General features: G+C 63.9%; 14 protein-coding genes. 4 read left to right on the top strand and 10 right to left on the bottom strand.

Annotation, left to right across the window (positions count from 1 at the left end; genetic code table 11):
• Positions 1-5: 5 nt before the first annotated feature.
• From ACIQUG_RS11645 to ACIQUG_RS11615, 7 genes are all read right to left on the bottom strand, one after another.
• Complete coding sequence (locus ACIQUG_RS11645; RefSeq protein ID WP_402321353.1) at positions 6-1988, bottom strand: amidohydrolase; 1983 nt, start codon at positions 1986-1988, stop codon at positions 6-8.
• Between the two features lie 2 nt (positions 1989-1990).
• Positions 1991-2278 carry a XapX domain-containing protein gene (locus ACIQUG_RS11640; protein ID WP_402321350.1) on the bottom strand — a complete coding sequence of 96 codons (288 nt, stop codon included), beginning with the start codon at positions 2276-2278 and terminating at the stop codon, positions 1991-1993.
• An 86-nt stretch (positions 2279-2364) separates the two neighbouring features.
• Entirely contained in the window at positions 2365-3015 is a 651-nt protein-coding gene (locus ACIQUG_RS11635) for a hydrolase (protein WP_043623178.1), read from the bottom strand.
• 146 nt (positions 3016-3161) lie between these two features.
• Positions 3162-4070 (bottom strand): helix-turn-helix domain-containing protein, encoded by a 909-nt coding sequence (locus ACIQUG_RS11630; RefSeq protein WP_402321346.1) that lies wholly within the window; start codon positions 4068-4070, stop codon positions 3162-3164.
• Between the two features lie 226 nt (positions 4071-4296).
• The gene (locus ACIQUG_RS11625) at positions 4297-5205 is read right to left on the bottom strand and encodes a helix-turn-helix domain-containing protein (protein ID WP_402321343.1); all 909 of its coding nucleotides are present in this window, start codon (positions 5203-5205) and stop codon (positions 4297-4299) included.
• Between the two features lie 133 nt (positions 5206-5338).
• Positions 5339-6229, bottom strand: a complete 891-nt coding sequence (locus ACIQUG_RS11620) for a helix-turn-helix transcriptional regulator (RefSeq protein WP_402321341.1) — start codon at positions 6227-6229, stop codon at positions 5339-5341.
• Positions 6230-6441: 212 nt separating this feature from the next.
• Positions 6442-7341, bottom strand: coding sequence for a LysR family transcriptional regulator (locus ACIQUG_RS11615; RefSeq protein WP_402321338.1), 900 nt, complete (start codon positions 7339-7341; stop codon positions 6442-6444).
• 170 nt (positions 7342-7511) lie between these two features.
• Between ACIQUG_RS11615 and ACIQUG_RS11610 the strand changes: the two genes are divergently transcribed.
• Positions 7512-8120: an alpha/beta hydrolase gene (locus ACIQUG_RS11610; RefSeq protein WP_402321336.1), complete on the top strand. Its 609-nt coding sequence runs from the start codon at positions 7512-7514 to the stop codon at positions 8118-8120.
• 44 nt (positions 8121-8164) lie between these two features.
• Here the strand turns inward: ACIQUG_RS11610 and ACIQUG_RS11605 are convergent, their stop codons facing one another.
• Positions 8165-10453 carry a hypothetical protein gene (locus ACIQUG_RS11605; protein ID WP_402321333.1) on the bottom strand — a complete coding sequence of 763 codons (2289 nt, stop codon included), beginning with the start codon at positions 10451-10453 and terminating at the stop codon, positions 8165-8167.
• A 438-nt stretch (positions 10454-10891) separates the two neighbouring features.
• Here ACIQUG_RS11605 and katG point away from each other — a divergent pair, with 438 nt between their 5' ends.
• The 3 genes from katG (at position 10892) to ACIQUG_RS11590 (ending at position 17809) form a co-directional block, all read left to right on the top strand.
• Positions 10892-13099: a catalase/peroxidase HPI gene (gene katG, locus ACIQUG_RS11600; RefSeq protein WP_402321330.1), complete on the top strand. Its 2208-nt coding sequence runs from the start codon at positions 10892-10894 to the stop codon at positions 13097-13099.
• A gap of 405 nt (positions 13100-13504) precedes the next feature.
• A complete protein-coding gene (locus ACIQUG_RS11595; RefSeq protein ID WP_205236849.1) occupies positions 13505-14617 on the top strand; it encodes an efflux RND transporter periplasmic adaptor subunit in 1113 nt (370 codons plus the stop codon).
• A 3-nt stretch (positions 14618-14620) separates the two neighbouring features.
• Positions 14621-17809 (top strand): efflux RND transporter permease subunit, encoded by a 3189-nt coding sequence (locus tag ACIQUG_RS11590; RefSeq protein WP_402321327.1) that lies wholly within the window; start codon positions 14621-14623, stop codon positions 17807-17809.
• Positions 17810-17902: 93 nt separating this feature from the next.
• Here the strand turns inward: ACIQUG_RS11590 and ACIQUG_RS11585 are convergent, their stop codons facing one another.
• Positions 17903-19429 carry an FAD-dependent monooxygenase gene (locus ACIQUG_RS11585; protein ID WP_402321325.1) on the bottom strand — a complete coding sequence of 509 codons (1527 nt, stop codon included), beginning with the start codon at positions 19427-19429 and terminating at the stop codon, positions 17903-17905.
• A 151-nt stretch (positions 19430-19580) separates the two neighbouring features.
• Positions 19581-20309, bottom strand: coding sequence for a FadR/GntR family transcriptional regulator (locus tag ACIQUG_RS11580; RefSeq protein WP_402321322.1), 729 nt, complete (start codon positions 20307-20309; stop codon positions 19581-19583).
• Positions 20310-20311: the final 2 nt, after the last annotated feature.

Here is a 20311-nt window from a genome sequence, read left to right as displayed (position 1 = left end):
TTCCGCTACACCGCCCAGCAGGAGCAGCCGAGTGCGCCGAAGAAGCCCTTGAGGTCGGCGATCGGCAATTTCGACGTCCAGGCGCCGGCATGATCGTGACCATGGACGCCGCAGTCGCTGGCGCAGCCGCAGGACGTGATCGCGGTGCGCCGGAGCGAGCGCTTGCCGGCGCCCTCGGGCTCACCCCAGGCGGCATAGCCGCCGAAGGTGCGAACCGGCGACCAGTCAGGCATTGCCGGCGGCACCGGGTTCTCGTCGTGGGCGGCGAAGTCGCCGGCCGCATAGACGATCTTGCCGCCGACCATGGTCAGTTCCGAGGTCAGGAACGAAATCTCGTCCTCGGCGCAGTTGAAAAAATCCTTGTTCGGCACGATCAGGTCGGCGAACTGTCCCTTCTCGATCCGCCCCTTCTTGCCTTCCTCGTTGGAGAACCACTGCACCTTTTCGGTCCACATCCGAAGCGCCGTTTCGCGGTCGAGGCAGTTGGCGCGCGGGTAGAGCTGCAGGCCGCCGACGGTCTTGCCGGTCACCATCCACGACAGCGAAACCCAGGGATTGTAGGAGGCGACGCGGGTCGCGTCGGTGCCGGCGGAGACGTTGACGCCCTTTGCCAACATCTTGGCCACCGGTGGCGTTGCTTCAGCGACGCCATGGCCGTAACGCTCGACGAAATACTCGCCCTGATAGGCCATGCGATGCTGCACGGCGATGCCGCCGCCAAGGGCGGCGATCCGGTCGATCGAGCGATCGGAGATCGTCTCGGCATGGTCGAAGAACCAGTTGATGCCCTCAAGCGGGATATCGCGGTTGACCTTCTCGAAGACGTCAAGCGCACGGGTGATCGTCTCGTCATAGGTGGCATGCAGTCGCCAGGGCCAGCGGTTCTCGGCAAGAATGCGTACGACCTCTTCGAGTTCGCCCTCCATCTCCGGCGGCATGTCCGGGCGTGGCTCGCGGAAGTCCTCGAAGTCGGCGGCGGAAAACACCAGCATCTCGCCGGCACCGTTGTGGCGGAAGTAGTCGTTGCCCTGCTTGTATTTGACCGACGACGTCCATTTCAGGAAGTCGTCCTTCTCTTGCTTCGGCTTCTGGGTGAAGAGGTTATAGGCCAGCCGCACCGTCATCTGGCCCTCGTCCGAGAGCTTCTGGATGACGGCATAGTCATCCGGATAGTTCTGGAAGCCGCCGCCGGCGTCGATGACGCTGGTAACGCCTAGCCGGTTGAGCTCGCGCAAGAAGTGGCGGGTCGAATTGACCTGGTAGTCGAAGGGCAGCTTCGGCCCCTTGGCAAGCGTCGAATAAAGGATGCCGGCATTGGGCTTGGCCAAGAGCAGCCCGGTCGGGTTGCCGCGGGCATCGCGCGTGATCTCTCCGCCCGGCGGGTTCGGCGTGTCCCTGGTGTAGCCGACTGCGCGGAGCGCCGCGGCGTTGAGCAGAGCCCGGTCGTAGAGATGCAGCAGGAACACCGGCGTATCGGGCGCGACCGCATTGATCTCGTCGATCGTCGGCAGCTGCTTTTCGGCGAACTGGTGCTCGGTGAAGCCGCCGACGACGCGCACCCATTGCGGCGCCGGCGTGATCGCCACCTGCCGCTTCAGCATGTCCATAGCATCGGCGAGCGAGCGTACGCCGTCCCAGCGCAGCTCCATGTTGAAGTTGAGGCCGCCGCGCACGACGTGGGTATGGTTGTCGTTCAAGCCCGGCAGGACGCGCTTGCCCTTGAGGTCGATCGTCTTTGTGCCTGAGCCCGCCAGCGCCATGATCGTCCTGTCGTCACCAACAGCGAGGATCAGGCCATCCTTGACGGCAACGGCGGTGGCAGTGGGATTGGCGCGGTCAAGCGTCGTCACGAGGCCGTTGTGAAGGATCAGGTCGGGCGTCATCGAGGTATCTCCGGTCTGTTGGGCGCCGGCGGTACGGGCCGACGAGAAGAGCGCGGGCAGCGCCAGCGACGAGGCTGCACCGAGGAACGAGCGTCTTGTCGGCATCGTCAGGCCCTCTCGTCGTTGCCGACTGCATCCTTCATCACGCCAGCCGCGGCCTGCCCGCCGGGCAGATGGCCGAACACATGCGGCATGCACTGCCGATTGAACCAGGAGAGGTTGACCGGCTCACCCGAGAGGGCGCGCTTGACCAGGGGCACGGATTGCTCCCCGATGAGAATGCCGAGCAGACCGATCAGCGCGATGACTGGCGGCGCCGGCGAGCGGACATTGAGCAGCGCATAGATGACGCCGACGAGCAGCCCGGCTCCGAGCGAGAGAAGGTACATTTTCATCGCCACAACTCCTTCACGGGATAGAGGTGCCGCTCCGGCCGCAGCGCGGCGGCCAGAACGTTAATCTGGAGCGCGGAGGCGTTCTGTCAGTGGCCTTCGGACGCGCCGAACATCGACTTGGCGTAGATGATGCCGAGGCCGTACGAGCCGCCGAACTTCTTGGCGATGCCGGTGGTCATGTCGTAGGTCTCGGTGCGCGCCCAGTCACGCTGCAGCTCGAGCATGTATTGCAGCGAGGTCATGGGCCGGACGCCGGCCTGCACCATGCGGTCCATCGCCCGCTCGTGCGCCTCGTCCGAAACGTCGCCGCAGGCGTCGGCGATGACATAGACCTCGAAGCCCTGGTCGAGCGCCGAAAGTGTCGGGCCGACGATGCAGACCGAGGTCCACAGCCCGCACATGACGAGGCGCTTCTTGCCGATGCGGTTGACCTCTTCGATCACGGCCGCGTCTTCCCAGGTGTTCATCGAGGTGCGGTCCAGCAGTTTCTGGCCCGGGAAGGCATCGGTGATCTCGGAGAACATCGGGCCGGAGAAGGTCTTTTCGGCAACCGTCGTGAGGATGGTCGAAACGCCGAAACCTGCCGCCGCATTGGCGACGAGTGCTGCGTTGTTGCGCAGGAGCACCGCGTCGATCGACTTGGTCGCAAAAGACATCTGAGACTGGAAGTCGATCATGATCAGGGTGTGGTCCTTGGGCGAGACGAGGAGTTTGCCGGGGGTCGCTGTCGCAGACATGGTCGTGACCTCTTACTGTTGAAACTGAACTCCGATTGGAGAGGCCCAACTATGCCGCCGACCGGCAACCCGTTCTTGTCGCCAAAGGTGGATTTTTGAAAATTCCGCTCGCCTTCAGCCAGCAGGGCGCGTGTAGTTTCAGAGGGTTACGACTGCCGGCTGCGCCGCCACTGGCGTGGCGTGGCACCCGCGGCCTGCGCAAAGGCCCGGGTAAAGTGGCTCTGGTCCGAAAAGCCGCAGACGACCGCAATTTCACTTAAGGATGTGGGCGAGAACTGCAGCAGATCCTTGGCCTTTTCGATCCTTTGCTGCAGCAGCCAACGATAGGGCGTGCTGCCCATGGTCTCGCGAAAGGCACGCAGAAAAGCCGCCTGCGACAGGTTGCAGGTCGCAGCCAGTTCCTCGACGGTCAGCTCGCCATCCAGACGGGATTGCACCAGATCGCGGATCTTTGCCTGGCAGCGCTGCGAAAGCCTGCGTCCTCCGGCCTGGCTCTCGCCACGGCCATTACCGTACTGCCGGACCATATGCACGCCGATCGCCACCGAGAGCTGGTCGACAAACAGCGCGCTTCGATCCGTATAGCCGTCCACCGACGCAAACAAGGCGCCGAGCATGCCGCCGAGAACAGGATCGGGCGAGCCAGAAACGGACCGAAGCTCGCTGACGCCGGAAGCATTTGCCGCATCTGCGATGCGCTCGAGCGCACCGTGGCCGATTTCGAGCAAGGTGAAATCGAACGACCCTTTGAGATCGGCCTTGTAGTCGTCAACAAAATTCCTGACGTAGACCGAGTTTTGGCTGAACTCCTGGATCGCTGAGTGGTGCGCTCCGAAAACCCGGCGACTATGGCCGCCGACAAGCGACAGGCCGATCAGATAACCCCGCCCGTTGCCAGGGGTCCTGACCTGGCCCGGCGGTCCCGCTGTCGACCGCTTGCGGTGGAAGACCATGTCGCGGCCTTCGATCGTCCTGTCGTCATCAAGCTGGTCGAGCGAGCATCCGAGACTGTCGCGCGGTCGCGTTCCGGCCGAGGCAGCGGAAACATTCGTCATCGTCTTCGCTCCTATATGTCGAAACCATTCGCAAAGCTTCCTGCCGCGATGACGAAAACGAAGAATGCGGATCGGCGTGCGCATGGAAACCATGCACGGGATTCACTCTGGGGTTCACCAAATCGTTTGCAGGAGCGGCCCTATGATTGCCCCGGTCGCCGCATCATTCTTGCACGTTTTTCATCTGTTTTGAAAATTTTGCATGAGGGCGCGCCCTCTTTCCACGTTATTGCGGAGGTCGGTCCACAGCGACGATGACCGACCTGTTCTTTTTCCGGAAGCGCGCCGGCGTCTCCCCCGTCTGGCTCGTGAAAACGCGGGTCATGTGGCTCTGGTCGGCAAAGCCGCAATGGATTGCGATTTCAGCAAGGGGCGTGTCCTGAAGCAGACACTCCTTGACCCGCGCGATCCGATACTCGGACAGCCACCTGGACGGTGTGCGCCCGAAGCTCTCCTTGAAGGCCTTGTTGAAATAGCTGCGCGATAGCTCGCACTGGGCGGCGAGATCGCCGATCGAGAACGGCCTGTTGAAATGGGCGACCAGAAATTCCGTCGCCAGCCTCTCCTGCCATGGCGCCAGCGTCCCCTTCTTGTCGACGGGGAAGTGCAGGCCACCATAGGCCTGGCTGAGGTGGGCCAATGCGGCAAGATTGATCTGTTCGACGAACAGCAGATTGGCCCGGTCCGGCTCGTCGAGCGAAGGCAGCAGCGCCTGGGCAAGGCCGAACATGACGGGATCCACACGCCCCTGTACGGGAGAAAGCGACACATATTCGCCGCGCCCGGCCCTTTCAGTGAAGCTGCGCATCGAGGCAAAGGGGATGTGGAAGCGGACATTGTCGAAGGGCGACAAATGATGGCACTGCCATTGGTCGCGTAGGTCGGTGATCGCAAGCGAGGCCTTCGGGTGCCCACCCTCGTAAACGAGTTCGCCGCGCCGCCACAGGCGGTGCGCCTCGAAGTCACGCATCTGGACAATGACGTTGAAGGCATCGGCGACCGGGATCAGCGGCCCGACTTCCAGATCGAAGCGATCCGAAAAGGTCCTCGTGACGGTAATGTCGCCGGCGCTGATCCGCTTGACGATAGGACGCGGTGTGCGTTCGTCTGCGCTCATTCCCTCTTGCAAGGCCATCGGTCAGGGTCTCCCGATTTCCAGCTCAGCCACCCGCTTCAGCGGCCGGGCGGATGCTACAACGGTTGACTGTCGCAATGAAGAGGCGAATCCAGCGATGCATCGCCGAGCGTCAAAGGTCAGCATCATACCCTCACTGCAGCCAGCGCGCGCGCCAGACGGCGGGCGTCACGCCCGTCACCTCGCGAAAGGCTTCGATGAACCGGGCCTCGTCTGCATAGCCGCAACTGGCGGCGGTTTTGCCCACCGACCATCCCTCTTCGATGAGATAGCGCTTGGCGCGACCGATCCGGAAGCGCATCAACCACTCTTGCGGCGTCTGGCCGGTCACGGATGCGAAAGCCGCGGCGAAATCCGCCTCCGAAAGGTTCGCAGACGCCGCTGCTGACGCAAACGAAAAGTCCTTGGCCCAATGGTCGATCATGAAGTCCTTGGCCGCCTTCTCCTGCCATACGGAGAGACCGGGCCCGCCGGATGCAAGGGCGCGATCCGGGTAGGAATGCAGAAGATGCGCGCAGATGGCGACAGCGATGTGCTGCAACACCGCACCCGGTTGCCCCTCGCCCTCGGCAAGAAGCGGCAACAGAGCCAAGGCGAGATTGTGCATGACGTCGTCGACCTCGCCGCGACGGCACCTGAGACTAGTGGCGGCCGGAGCATGCGAAAACTCGCAGACTTCACGAAACAAGGCGCGCGGCAGATGGAAGGCGAGGGAATCGAGATCGCTGACAAGCCGGATACTGGCGCCCTCAGCGAGATCGACGAGACAGATCGACCCCTGCCGGTAGTGGCGAATGTCACCTTCGCTTTCGCCCGGCACCAAGTCACAGTGCATGACATCCTTGAAGTAGAACATCAGGAAATAGGCGTCGTCGGCCGGTAGCGATACGATGCGGCTCAGTTCTCCGTTCAGCCGGCACTGCAGACGCGTCACCGAAAACCGGGCGTCCCGTACCGGTCGCGCCATGAGAAACGGCGCCTTCGGCTCGCCGAAATACGCTCCAATGCCACTTGGCTCTGTCATCTTTCGTCCACCCCCGCCTTCTGGCGATGGAATTCACTGCACGCGTGCAATCCGCTTCGATACGCGAAAGACCCGACGCAAGGGGGCATCTCGCCATTACCGCTCATATCCAGGAAAACATGGGGTGTGCTGCCGGTGATTTCTTGTATCCTTTGCTCACATTTGGCCGCAAACGGCGCTGTTTTGAGGTCCTGCCGCATGATCCAGCCGCTTCAAAGCGGCCGCGTCTCGGTGACGTAGCTCTCGAAGAAATCGGAGAACTTGGCAACCCTGAGCGGCAGCCGTTCATAGGGCGGATAATACAGGGTCAGCCACAGCTGCGGCGCCTCCCACCCGTTGAGGATCTGAACCAGCGCGCCCCGCGCCAGCGCGTCCTCGACGATGAAGAGCGGCAGAAGCGCGATGCCCTCGCCGTTCTCAGCAAGCCTGGCAACGAATTCGCCGTTGTTGGCGGCGAGCGACTGGCCCGCCCTCACCTTTCGCGTCCGGCCTTCGGACGAGAGTTCCCAGGTCTCCGCCACCGCCTCTCCATCATAGGCAAGGCAACCGTGACGATCGAGATCATCCGGCGTCTGCGGGGTTCCGAACCTGGCGAGGTAGCCGGGCGAGGCAACGAGCACGCGCCGCACGGGACAGATCCGTCGCCAGATCGTCGATTTGTCGCGTGGCGGCTCCGACACCCGCACCGCAAGGTCGAAATCCTCAGTTACGATATCGATCAGCCGGTCGGTCAGGGACAGCGAAATGCGCGTGCCCGGATGCTCGGCGCGAAAGCCGGTGACAATGTCCGGCAGGATATGCTGGCCGAGCGACAGCGGCGCATTGAGGCGGATCAGCCCGGCGACATCGCCGTGCTGCTCACGCAGGTCCTCGTGCGCCTCGTCGAACTGGTGGATCAAGGGCTCGATGCGCGCCGCATAGACCGCACCGGCAGAGGTCAACGAGACCTGGCGTGTTGTACGCAGCAGCAACTGAACGCCGAGATCCGCTTCCAAGGCACTGACGGCGCGCGTGACGCTTGGCGCCGTCATCGAAAGCTGACGCGCCGCGGCGGTAAAGCTCCGCTGCTTTGCCACCGCCAGGAAAACCCGGATATCGCTCAAATCGCTCATGCATTATAATTTCTGAAAATGAAATAATATTGTCAATATTATTGCTATTCATTTTGGTTATGAATGCGCCGATCCTTTCATCGGGAGAAGCACATGGGTGCTGGCAGAGATCAGGCAGGCGTGAATGCTGCCACCTCGGCCCTTCGGTCTCCCAGAAGGGAGCGGCAAACATGACATTCTCATCGTCCAGCGAACAGAGAGAACCGTTCAGCCCCGACGCGCCGGTCGTGTTCGCGTTCTGCGACCCCGCTCCGAACGATGCGGTCGCCCAACTGATCGCCCATACGCTGCCGGGTTCCCAATTGGTTGTCGTCAACCAAGGCGCAAGCGAAAGCGACGCCGCGCGCTCATCTGCGATCGGCGACGGCTTATGCAATATGCGGGCACTCGCAGCTTCCGTGGAAGACCTGGCGCGCTCGATCGGCAACAGGCGGCGGCTGCATCCGCGCCAAGCCGTCTATGGCATAGGCTACGCCACCGGCGCGACCCAACTCGCCGCACTCCTGGTCAAATATCCTGATCTGTTCGAGCGAACCGCGCTGTTGCATCCCCTCGTATCGTGGGTGCCGCCCGGCAACGCCGAACTTCAGGGCAAACGGATCCTCGTCACCGGCGGCCAGGACGATCCGGCCCGCCCATTGGCACTCACCGAGCAACTGGTCGACTATCTTGCGGGGCAGAAAGCGGATGTCGGGGCCCTCTACATCAGGGGCGGACACGAGATCGGGCAGGAAGAATTGATGGCGCTTCGGGATTTCCTTCAGGCGCCCATAGGCTGAAGCAAGGCGGGCCGCAGCAGACGATGCGGCCCGCGGTCGATTTTTTACTGCGCCTTCGCTTCGATATCGACTTGCTCGAGCAGAAGCGCCGGGTTTTCAGCAGCGCCCATCAGTTCGAGCGCGCCGACGCCGGCTTCATCCTTGGCCTTGACCTTCAGCGTGAAGGTGCCGGGCTTGCTGATGAACTGGGTGAACGCCGTTGCGGCGTCCTGCAGCTTCGGCTGCGTGGCGGCAAAATGCTGCACGCCGGCGCTGGTCATCAACACGAGCAGGCCGCGAACGCTGTCCTCGGTCATGTGGTTATCTTCGGCATAGAGCTTGATGCCCTTGGCCATGATGCCCTTGTCCTCGAGCTTGAGCGTGACTTCGCGCGCGGTAAGACCGAACATCGCGATCTGCGCCGCATTCAGGTCGCCGGAGAAGAAGTCCTCCGAAGCGCCTCCCATGACGCCGGAGAAGGAGAGGCTGCCCATGTCCTTGCCATCAAGCGAAATCTGCTTGATGACGAAGTTCTCGTTGGGCTCATCCCACGACAGTTCGACGTTGGACGAGAAGACCAGCTTGTCGAGGCCGATCTTGCGCAGCATCTTGAAGCCCTCCTCCTGCGTGTCCGCAGGGATCGGAACGCTGAGATCGCGGTAGCTGACGCGGACATCCGTCGGAATGCCGTTGCGCGGTTTCGTCAGCGCGACTTCATAGGTGTCGAGCGTGAAACGAACGCGTTCCGGAACGGACGGCACTGCCGACTGCTCCACCGGCGCCTCCGCCATCGGGTCTTCCGCCACTTCACCGGCGATCTCCGCGTCGCTCGCGGCTTCGCCATCGGTGGCTTCATCCGCCGACTGCTCTGCAGGCGCCTCGGACGTCGAGGCTTCTGCCGCATCGTCCGGGATCGCCGCATCGCTGGCGGCTTCGCCGTCCGTCGCTTGATCCGGCACCTGCTCGGCTTCCAGCGCCTGTTCGGCGCTGGCCGACGGATCGACCTCGGTTTCGATCGCGCTCTCGTCCTCGACGGTTTCGCTGTCCGTCACCGCTGCCGGGTCGCTGCCGGGCATGTCCACGTCGAGCCCGGCGATCTTGATCGTGCCGAATTCGGGCATCAGCGTGGTGTAGGGGAAGGTCTCGAACTCCTCCTCCTTCAGGCCCGCAAGCTTCGTCAGCGCCTCCATGGTCGGAGCCCAGGAGAAACCCTTGATGCTGGCTTCGGCAAACTTGAAGTAGTCGGTTCCCTCGCCCGCGGTGACACCGTTCATCGTGCCATCGAAACTGCGGCCGTTGAGCTGGAACGCCATCTTGTCGACGGCGAGCTTCACGAGCTTGCCTTCGGCGCTTTGCTGCTCCGGCACTTCCATCTTCAGGCCGAGCAGTTCCATGTCGCCCTTTGCCAGCATGTCGACCAGCGAAAGGATGCGTTTGAAGAATGCCTGGCGTTCCGCCGGCGGCAGGGCTTCCGGGTCGCTGACCGCCTGGAGCTTCTCGAGCGTTTCGAGAAGCGGCTCGGTCGGCATGCGGACACTGAGGCCGCTGCTGCGCACTTCGTCATAGCCGAAACGCGACTTGCTGTCGGCAAAGGCAAGGTTCTTTACCGAGATCGGGCCGTAGAGCAGCTTCGGCTCCTTGTCCTCAGGGCCGGCCTTCTGCGTATAGATGCGGGCCATGTAGGCCACATCGAAGCTCTCACCGGTGACGGCGCCCATGGTGCCGTCCATTTTCTCCCGCTTCGTTGCCCCTTCACCGTCAGGAATATCCATGGAAAAGGCGAACGTGGCGCCGCTCGCCGAATAGCGCGCAACGCGGCCGCTGGCGATATCCTCGAGCCGGACATCCTTGTAGACCGTCTTCTGCTCGGCGCCTGCAACGTTCTGAACGACGGCGACTTCCGGCGCAGAGACCTGCTTTGCCGCGAAACGCTCGATGCGCTTCAGCAGATCAGCCTTTTCCCCGCTTGCGGTCAGGCCGGCGGCGAAAAAGTCGGGATCTTCAAGCGTCGCCGCAGGCACGGAAAGCTTGGCGGCCTTGAGATCGAGCTCCAGGCCCTTCACGTCGAGCTTGCCGCTCAGAGAGAAGATCTTCGGGCGGCCGTCGATTGCCGCGATGCGCGCGCTGACGCCATCGGCGAAAGGCAGCGTGACGTCGCGCAGATGGATGCGGCCGAAGAAATCCGCCTCAACCGAGCCGGCCTTGCCGCCGCGCTCGGCGATGAACGTCCCGACCGCCTTTTCAAGCATGAACTTGCCGCCGGCCACGCCGGCAGCCGCGATCGCGATCACCGCGACTGCAGCCCAGAGCGCCTTGCGGCGGCCACTACCGGTCTTCGTATCTGTCTCAGCCACGATGTCTGTCCTTTCATCACGCGAAAAATAGAAAGCTCTTGAGTCGTTGCGCTGTGACTAACCATTGGCGCTTTCTTCCGCAAGTTTGGCGGGAGTGCAGTGCAACAATTTTCTTGTAACGGCTGCAATCGGCAAACGGTCGCACGTCATCAAAAATGCATGGAGGGCTGCAAGCATGCACCTGCGGAGCCGCGTCCATTAGCCATAGGATTGCCTTATCGTCACAATCAGGAAATCCAACTTAAATTAATGGAACCACTTTGATAGAGTCCGCGGCACAATGAGGGAGACGCAGCCAGTGTCGACACCGCTTCGCGGAACGACAACCACCGACGGCACAGGACATTCCGGGCCCCGCGCTCGGCCGACTGCCGGCGCGCGCCTGGCGCTTTTCCTCTGACCCATCCAAAAATCACGTCATCTTGAAGGGAGATAAAAATGGACGCGAAAGCCGAAAAGACGGGCAAATGTCCCGTCATGCACGGAGCCCAGACGAGCGCTCAATCCGCCGGCACCTCGAACCGCGACTGGTGGCCGAACCAGCTCAACCTGAAGATCCTGCACCAGAACTCCTCGCGGTCCGACCCGATGGGCGAAGCCTTCGACTACGCCGAGGAATTCAAGAAACTCGACCTGCCGGCGGTGAAGAAGGACCTCTTCGCGCTGATGACCGATTCGCAGGATTGGTGGCCGGCCGACTTCGGCCACTATGGCCCGCTCTTCATCCGCATGGCCTGGCACAGCGCCGGCACCTACCGCACCGGTGACGGCCGCGGCGGCGCCGGTGCTGGGCAGCAGCGCTTTGCGCCGCTTAACAGCTGGCCGGACAACGCCAACCTCGACAAGGCCCGCCGCCTCCTCTGGCCGATCAAGCAGAAATACGGCAACAGCATCTCCTGGGCCGACCTGATGATCCTCGCCGGCAACTGTGCGCTCGAATCGATGGGCTTCAAGACCTTCGGCTTTGCCGGCGGCCGCCCCGACGTGTGGGAGCCGGAAGAAGACATCTACTGGGGCACGGAAAAGACCTGGCTCGACGACAAGCGCTACTCGGGCGACCGCGACCTCGAAAACCCGCTCGCCGCCGTGCAGATGGGCCTGATCTACGTCAACCCGGAAGGCCCGAACGGCACGCCGGATCCGCTGGCGGCTGCCCGTGACATCCGCGAGACCTTCGCGCGCATGGCGATGAACGACGAGGAAACCGTGGCGCTGATCGCCGGCGGTCACACCTTCGGCAAGACCCACGGCGCCGGCGATGCCGCCAATGTCGGCCGCGAGCCGGAAGCTGCCGGCATCGAGGAACAGGGTCTCGGCTGGGCAAGCACCTACGGCAGCGGCCGTGGCGGCGACACCATCACCAGCGGCCTCGAGGTCACCTGGACGACGACGCCGACCAAGTGGAGCAACAACTTCTTCTGGAACCTCTTCGGCTACGAATGGGAACTGACGAAGAGCCCGGCCGGCGCGCACCAGTGGACGCCGAAGCATGGCATGGGCGCCAACACCGTGCCGGACGCGCACGACAAGTCGAAGCGCCATGCGCCTTCGATGCTGACGACCGACCTGGCGCTCCGCGTCGATCCGGCCTACGAGAAGGTCGCACGGCATTTCTACGAGAACCCGGATGCCTTCGCGGACGCATTTGCCCGCGCCTGGTACAAGCTGACGCACCGCGACATGGGTCCGCGCGCCCGCTATCTCGGCCCGGAAGTGCCGGCCGAAGAGCTGATCTGGCAGGATCCGATCCCGACCGTCGACCATCCGCTCGTCGACGCCGAGGATATCGCCGACCTCAAGGCCAGGATCCTCGCTTCGGGCCTTTCGGTTTCCGAACTGGTTTCGACGGCCTGGGCATCGGCCTCGACCTTCCGCGGCTCGGACAAGCGCGGCGGCGCCAACGGCGCGCGCATCCGCCTTGCCCCGCAGAAGGACTGGCAGGTCAACCAGCCGGCGCAGCTGGCGAAGGTTCTCGACGTCCTCGAGGGCATCCAGCGTGGCTTCAACGACGCCCAGTCCGGCGGCAAGAAGGTGTCGCTCGCCGACCTGATCGTGCTCGGCGGCACCGCAGCCGTGGAGAAGGCAGCGAAAGCGGCCGGCCACGACATTCAGGTTGCCTTTGCGCCGGGACGCATGGATGCGACGCAGGAGCAGACCGATGTCGAGTCCTTCGCGGTTCTCGAACCGATCGCCGACGGCTTCCGCAACTACCAGCGGGGCCAGTACGCCGTTTCGCCGGAAGAGCTGCTGATCGACCGGGCGCAGCTCCTGACGCTGACCGCGCCGGAGATGACTGTGCTCGTCGGGGGCTTGCGCGTTCTCGGCGCGAACCACGGCCAGACCGCCCACGGCGTCTTCACCGATCGTCCGGAAACGCTGAGCAATGACTTCTTCGTCAACCTGCTCGACATGGGCACGGCCTGGACGGCGACATCGGATGCGAAGGATGTCTTCGAAGGGCGCGACCGCGGAACCGGCGACGTCAAGCGGACGGCGACCCGCATCGACCTCGTCTTCGGTTCGAACTCGCAGTTGCGCGCCATCGCCGAAGTCTACGGACAGGCGGATGCCAAGGCAAAGTTCGTACGCGACTTCGTCGCCGCCTGGAACAAGGTGATGAACGCCGACCGTTTCGACCTCGTCTGACGGCTCGATCCGGCAACAGTACAAGCTTGGGTCCCGGCATCGCGCCGGGGCCCGTCTGCCCGACGGCTCCGCGAAACCGTCACCGGAGGTTGCAGACCCGACACGGCAATTGTGACGATGCGGGCACACGTAAAACGTTCGCGTTCACGCAACGCCCTCAACCAGGCCCCGACAGAATCGGGCCGTCGCCCTCCTTCGCCTTGAACCGGAAGGGCCGAGCAAATCATTGCTTTTGTGACAAGTTCTCTCTGATCCCGCCTCTCGCGGGTATTTGCGTTATCTTTGCAAGCCCTCGCTTAAATCAACTAATAGTTGCGTGACTTGGGGCGGATAACATGTTCTGATTTCAATGCACTGCCAAGGACTGAAGTCATCTCCAGCTGTTTCGTTCAGGGGGAACGTTGCATGCGCCGTTCGAGAATTCTTGCCCTTTCACTCTCATCCGCATTGCTTGTCGCCGTCGGGTTATCCGCGCAAACGGCATTCGCGCAACAGGCGCCGGCCGTGGTCGTGGCGCCAGCCGCCATCATGGACCTGCGCGAAAGCGTTGACCTGACGGGCAAGGTGACGGCGATCCAGAAGGTCGACATTCGCGCCCGCGTCTCCGGCTTCCTCGAAGCGGTCAACTTTACCGAAGGGCAGAAGGTGACGGCTGGCACGGAACTCTACCGGGTGGAAGACGGCGCCTATCGCGCCGCCGTGCAGGAGATCGAAGGCCAGATCGAAGCGGCCGAAGCAGCCAAGGAACTGGCTATCCTCGAACGAGACCGCGCTGAACAGCTTCTCACGACGAAGACGATCTCCCAGGCCAAGGTCGACGAGGCGCATGCCGAAGTCCGCAAGGCGGAGGGCGACCTGATCCGGCTGAAGGGCAGCAAGGACAATGCCGACCTCAACCTTTCCTATACGAAGATCGTCGCCCCCTTCGACGGCATCATCGGATTGACCGGCGCCGATGTCGGCGCGCTGGTCGGTCCCGACAGCGGACCGCTGGTGACCTTGACCCGGCTTGATCCGATCTACGTCCAGTTCCCGGTGGCAACCGCCCTCTACCTCACCTATCGCGAACGCGTGCTCAAGGGCGAGATCAGCGGCGGCGCCAATGTCGGGCTGGGGCTGCCGAACGGCACCGAGTACAAACAAAAAGGCACGATCAACTTCATCGCCAGCAACGTTTCGCAGGGCACCGACACGGTGACGGTACGGGCCGAGTTTCCCAATCCGGACAGCATCCTGCTCGACGGCGCGCTGGTCAGGGTGATGCTCGAGCAATCCGACAAGCAGGATGTGCTCGCCGTCCCGCAGCAGGCGATCCAGCGTGACCAGCAGGGCGCCTTCGTCCTGGTCGTCGACGGCAGCTCCAAGGTGGAGCTTCGCCGCGTCGACGTCGCCCGCAATACCCGCGGCCAGGCCGTGATCAGCAAAGGCCTGAAGGAAGGCGAAAACGTCATCACCGAAGGGGCCGGCAAGGTGCGGCCCGGTATCACCGTCGACGCGGCCACGGCGGCAGGTGGCTAAGCGATGATTTCAGAGATCTTCATCGATCGCCCGCGTTTCGCCACGGTCATTTCCATCGTGCTGACCCTGGCGGGCCTGCTCGCGCTTACCCGCCTGCCGATCGCGCAATTCCCCGACATCGTGCCGCCGCAGGTGAGCGTCACGGCAAGTTATCCCGGCGCTGGCGCCGACGTGGTCGAGACCACCGTCGCCCAGCCGATCGAAAGCAAGGTCGTCGGCGTCGACGACATGCTCTACATGAAATCGACCAGCGGCGCCGACGGTTCCTATACGCTGACCGTCACCTTCGCTGTCGGCACCGATCCCGATATCGCCACCGTCAACGTGCAGAACCGCGTGTCGCTCGCCGAAGCCGGGCTGCCGGCGGAGGTCAAGCAGAGCGGCGTCAGCGTGCGCAAGAAGTCGTCTGCGCTGATGCAGGTGGTCGCTATCTACGCTGCGGACGAGAAGCAGAGCTTCGATTCGCTCTTCCTGTCGAACTACGCCACGATCAACGTGCTCGATACGATCAAGCGCGTGCCCGGCGTCGGCGACGCCCAGTTGTTCGGCGCGCAGGACTATTCCATGCGCGTCGTGCTCGACGTCGATCGGATGACCAGTCTCGACCTGACGCCGACCGACGTGATCAACGCGCTGAAAGCCCAGAACGTCCAGGCCGCGATCGGCCGTATCGGCGCCCAGCCGATGACCGACGATCCGTTGTTTCAGCTGAATTTGCAGACGCAAGGCCGCCTCACCGATCCCAAACAGTTCGAGGATGTGGTGCTGCGCGCAAGGCCTGACGGCTCCTACGTGCGCATTCGAGATGTCGCGCGTGTCGATCTCGGCGCCGCCAGTTCCGATTCCAACGCCCGCATCAATGGCAAGCCGGTCGCCATGATCGGCACCTATCAGGCGCCGGGCGCCAACGCGCTTGCGGCCGCCCGGGGCGTGCAGGAGGCGATGGAGCGGCTGTCGAAATCGTTCCCTCAGGGCCTGACCTATTCGGTCGCCTACGACACGGCCCAGTTCGTCGAAGCCAGCGTCGACAACGTGGAGGAGACGCTTCTCGAAGCCTTCGTCCTCGTCATCATCATCGTCTTCCTGTTCCTTGGGAACTGGCGGGCGACGCTGATCCCGCTGGTTGCCGTTCCGGTCGCGCTCATCGGCACCTTCGCGGTGCTGCTTGCTATGGGCTTCTCGCTCAACACCGTGTCGCTGCTCGCCATGGTGTTGGCGATCGGCATCGTCGTCGACGACGCGATCGTGGTGGTCGAGAACGTCGAGCGGGTGATGGAGGAAAATCCGGGCCTGTCGGCGGCCGAAGCCGCCCGGCGCGCCATGGGCGAAATCACCGGCGCCATCGTCGCGATCACGCTTGTGCTGCTCTCGGTTTTCGTGCCCGTCGCCTTCATTCCGGGCCTGAGCGGGCAACTGTTCCAGCAGTTTGCCGTCGCCGTCTCGGTGTCGATGGTGATTTCGGCGATCAACGCGCTGACGCTGAGCCCGGCGCTCTGCGCGGTGCTTTTGAAGCCGCATCATGGACCAAAGCGCGGCATACTCGGCTACATCTCGCGCACCATCGACAAGGGGCGTGACGGCTACGCCTATGTGGCCGGCCACATCGCCCGCCGGGCGATCATCGGCCTTGCTCTTTTGGCTGTGGCCTTCGTCGCCACCGGCTTCCTCTTCAAGGTCGTGCCGACCGGCTTCCTGCCGGCGGAAGACCAGGGCGCCTTCTTCACCGAAATCCGACTGCCGGAAGGCGCGTCCTACAACCGCACGGATGCGGTGGTGCAGCAGGTAGAGACGATGCTCGGCGGCATCGAGGGGGTCGCCAATGTCATCAGCGTCACCGGCTACTCCTTCCTCGACGGTCTGTCCAAATCCAACTCGGCTTTCGCCATCGTCACGATGAAGCCGTTCGCCGAGCGCTTGAGCCCGTCTTCGGGCGTCGAAGCGGCGATCCGCACGGCCATGGGCAAGGGTCAGGCGATCCGTGGGGCGCAGATCTTCGCCTTCAATCTGCCGCCGATCATGGGCCTGGGCACCGGCTCGGGCTTCGAATACCAGTTGCTCGACCTGCAGGGCCGGTCCGTCGCAGATCTTTCGGCAACGGCCGGCGGGTTGATCATCGCCGCCAACCAGAACCCGGCGCTCGGACCGACGTTTACCACCTATTCGGCGAGCTCGCCGCAGCTCTATCTCGACATCGACCGCGACCGCCTGCAGTCGCTCGGCGTCTCGGTGAGCGACCTCTTCACCACGCTGCAGGGCACGCTCGGCAGCTACTACGTCAACGACTTCAACCTCTTCGGCCGCACCTGGAAGGTGACGATGCAGGCCGCACAGGCCGACCGCAACGCAGTGGACGACATCCAGCGCCTGCACGTGCGCAACGCCAGCGGCGACATGGTGCCGGTCGCCTCGGTCGCCAAGGTCGACTACATCGTCGGTCCGCAGTCGATCGTGCGCTACAACAACTATCGCTCGATCACCCTCAACGGCCAGCCGTCCGCCGGCCATTCCTCGGGCGAAGCGCTTGCCGCCATGGAGGCGCTGTCGGCCTCCACGCTGCCGACAGGTTACAGCTACGAATGGACCGGCACTGCGCTGCAGGAACTGGAAGCGGCTGGCAAGACGACCGCGATCCTGGCGATGGCCGTGCTCTTTGCCTATCTCTTCCTCGTCGCGCTCTATGAAAGCTGGACGATCCCGGTGCCGGTGCTGCTGTCGGTCGCCTTCGGCGTCTCGGGCGCGCTGCTCTCGATCCTCGTCGCCGGGCTTTCCTTCGACATCTACGCCCAGATCGGCCTCGTCGTGCTGATCGCGCTCGCGTCGAAGAACGCGATCCTGATCGTCGAGTTCGCCAAGGCCCACCGTGAAGCCGGCGCGTCGATCGTCGATGCGGCGATCGAGGGCGCACGCGCCCGCTTCCGCGCGGTGATGATGACCAGCTTCGCCTTCATCGTCGGCCTGCTGCCGCTGGTGGTCGCCAAGGGAGCCGGCGAACTCAGTCGCCGTGCGGTCGGCACCGGCGTTGCCGGCGGCATGCTCGCCGCAGCCCTCGTCGGCATCTTCATCATCCCGGCACTCTACGTCGCCTTCCAGTGGCTGCGCGAGCGCGGCCACAAGCTCGTGGGCATTTCCAGGCATCCGGCGGTCGAAGGCGAAGCGGCGGAAGGCAAGGCCGAGACGCCGGCCGGTCACTAAGGCCGGCCTGGCCCAAAGGCTAGGGGATGGGCCTCGCCCGTCCGGCGAGCCTCATCGAGACAGTGGCGGACGGCGACGCCTTGTCGGGAGGCGTTAAGCAGAGGTTGCCGACAGGCGGATGCCTTGCTCGGCGAAGTAGGCTTCGAGGGCTTCCGGCCGTGCTCCCTCCGTCACCAGCGCCACGTAGGTGTCCGGGCGCACCAGATAGGCCGCATCCCGCGCCAAGCCCGCGCCCGCCTGTTGCGGCCCCCAAGGGAAGACGTGAAGCGGCACGTGCTTTGCCGCGCACCATGTCCGGATGTCGCCGCCCGCTTCGCCATAGACATGCACCTGCCACGCGATGGCTGCCAACGAAGCATAGTTGTCGAGGCCATTGACGCGCACCCAGGGCAGCCGGTCACCGCCTTGCACCCGACCGTGCGCGGTGCGGCTTAAGGGGCTGCCGCGATAGTTGAGCTGCGTCTGCGACAGGATGCGGAACAGGAACTCCCTGACACCGCCGACGCGGTAAGCGATGCCCGCCAAAGCGGGGGCGACCTGAACGCGCAGGAAATCCGCAACGCTGCCGTCCGCCGTGACGAAGGTGAACAGCCGGTCGGTGGTTTCGACGAGCTGCCGGGCAAACTTGATCCGCTCGGCTTCAAAACTGTCGAGCAGGCTGTCGGGCGCATGCGCTTTCAGCACCGCTCCAAGCTTCCAGGCCAGATTGACCGCATCGCCGATGCCGGTGTTCATGCCCTGGCCACCGACCGGACTGTGCACATGCGCTGCGTCACCCAGCAGGAACACACGCCCGCGTCTGAAGCGATCGGCGACGCGGTGATGCACACGATAGGTGGAGAACCAGTTGACCTTGTCGACGGTGAGGCGAAGGCTCTCGATGGCGCGATGGCTCACATCGGCGAAGGTGAGTTCGTCTCCATCCTCCCGCTTCTCCCGCACGAGACCGATGAGGCGGCCCTGCCCCTCGGCATAGGCGAGGAGAGCGACGAAATCGCCGGTCTCGAGCGAAATGTGGGCTTCACCATTCGCCGTCGCGCCGCTCGCGTCGACGTCGGCGACGTAAAAGGTCTGGTCGTAGGTGCCGCCGGCAAAATCGACCTCCAGCCTATGCCGGACCGGCGAGCGCGCGCCGTCGCAACCGGCCAGATACTGCGCCATGCAGACATCCGAGCCGCCATCGGGCAAGCGCAGCCGCGCGCTCACCCCGGCGGCATCATGCTCGAAGTCGACAAGCTCGGTCTGTCGCTCGACCTTCACGCCCAAGGCCGCAAGTCGGGCCTCGAGCAGCCGCTCATGATGGTCCTGCGGATAGACAAGAACGAAGGGATAGGGCGTCAGATTTCCGCCCGTCGGGCTGAAGGATATGCGCGCCTTGACCCTGCCCTTCGCCCAGAGGTTGACCGAGGGGTTGCGGTGCCCCGCTTCGACCACGGCATCGGCCAGATCGAGTTGCCGATAAAGCTCCAGCGTTCGCGCATGCACCACCATCGCCCGCGACGTCGGGCCGGGACCAACGTTCTTGTCGATGATGCGGACCTTCACGCCCTGGGCGGTCAGCCAAAGAGCCAGCACCAGGCCGGTCGGTCCGGCGCCGACGATCAGCACATCCTGTTTCACCCTCTCCTCCCCGCTCGCACTGCCGGCGGCCCGGTCGCATCGGGACTTGGGTTTCTCCGCCAGTAACAGCAGCCTACGCACAGGTGACGGCAGATGCCAAGCAGTGCCGCGGGACCCGCCTGGAGCCTTGCCCGACGGACGCAGCCTTGGATCAGCCGCGCGCCCTCAAATTGGCGATCAACTGTTGCTGGCCGACACGGATCACCTGCTCCATCGCGATGCGTGCGCCTTCTTCGTTGCGCAGGCGGATCTGCTCGACGATGCGGATATGCGCGACCGCGACGCGGTCGATCTCGGCGCCGTCGGCGGCCGCGTTGCTCAGCTGAAAGACGCCCATCAGCGCCGCCTCGATCAGGCTGCCGACCGTCTGCATGAACGGATTGAGCGAGGCGTCGAGCAGGCGGAGATGGAATTCGAGATCCGCGCGCGCCAGCGTCTGCGCGCTATGGCCGGCATCGCCCATGGCGACGGCCAGGCGCATCATCTGGGAAATGTCGGCATCCGTGGCGCGGCGTGCCGCCAGTGCGGCTGCGTAGGGTTCGAGCGCCAGGCGGACTTCACTCACATGGCGAAGAAACGCCTCGTCGACGCCGGCCCGGAAATGCCAGGAGAGCACGTCGCCGTCGAACAGGTTCCAGTTTGCCTGCGGCATGACGCGCGTGCCGATGCGGGCGCGGGCGACGATCAGCCCCTTGGCGGCAAGCGTCTTCATCGCCTCGCGCAGGACCGTGCGCGAAACGTTGAAACGCGCCGCCAGCTCGACATCGCCCGGCAGGATATCTCCGACCGCGAATTCTCCTGCGACCACCGCCTGGCCGAGCTCCTCGACCACGAGCCGGTGGCTCGTGCGCTTGCGCGGCTGGTGGAAGGACGGCCACATCG

The sequence above is a fragment of the Ensifer sp. NPDC090286 genome (assembly GCF_044769565.1).
In the GTDB taxonomy this organism is placed as follows: Bacteria; Pseudomonadota; Alphaproteobacteria; order Rhizobiales; family Rhizobiaceae; genus Ensifer.
This window is presented reverse-complemented; position numbering and strand designations above follow the sequence as displayed.

Bases quoted from the DNA above. Each gene is read 5' to 3' on its own strand.
- ACIQUG_RS11645 (WP_402321353.1), bottom strand. From the start codon at position 1,988: ATGCCGACAAGACGCTCGTTCCTCGGTGCAGCCTCGTCGCTGGCGCTG.
- ACIQUG_RS11640 (WP_402321350.1), bottom strand. From the start codon at position 2,278: ATGAAAATGTACCTTCTCTCGCTCGGAGCCGGGCTGCTCGTCGGCGTC.
- ACIQUG_RS11635 (WP_043623178.1), bottom strand. From the start codon at position 3,015: ATGTCTGCGACAGCGACCCCCGGCAAACTCCTCGTCTCGCCCAAGGAC.
- ACIQUG_RS11630 (WP_402321346.1), bottom strand. From the start codon at position 4,070: ATGACGAATGTTTCCGCTGCCTCGGCCGGAACGCGACCGCGCGACAGT.
- ACIQUG_RS11625 (WP_402321343.1), bottom strand. From the start codon at position 5,205: ATGGCCTTGCAAGAGGGAATGAGCGCAGACGAACGCACACCGCGTCCT.
- ACIQUG_RS11620 (WP_402321341.1), bottom strand. From the start codon at position 6,229: ATGACAGAGCCAAGTGGCATTGGAGCGTATTTCGGCGAGCCGAAGGCG.
- ACIQUG_RS11615 (WP_402321338.1), bottom strand. From the start codon at position 7,341: ATGAGCGATTTGAGCGATATCCGGGTTTTCCTGGCGGTGGCAAAGCAG.
- ACIQUG_RS11610 (WP_402321336.1), top strand. From the start codon at position 7,512: ATGACATTCTCATCGTCCAGCGAACAGAGAGAACCGTTCAGCCCCGAC.
- katG (WP_402321330.1), top strand. From the start codon at position 10,892: ATGGACGCGAAAGCCGAAAAGACGGGCAAATGTCCCGTCATGCACGGA.
- ACIQUG_RS11595 (WP_205236849.1), top strand. From the start codon at position 13,505: ATGCGCCGTTCGAGAATTCTTGCCCTTTCACTCTCATCCGCATTGCTT.
- ACIQUG_RS11590 (WP_402321327.1), top strand. From the start codon at position 14,621: ATGATTTCAGAGATCTTCATCGATCGCCCGCGTTTCGCCACGGTCATT.
- ACIQUG_RS11580 (WP_402321322.1), bottom strand. From the start codon at position 20,309: ATGTGGCCGTCCTTCCACCAGCCGCGCAAGCGCACGAGCCACCGGCTC.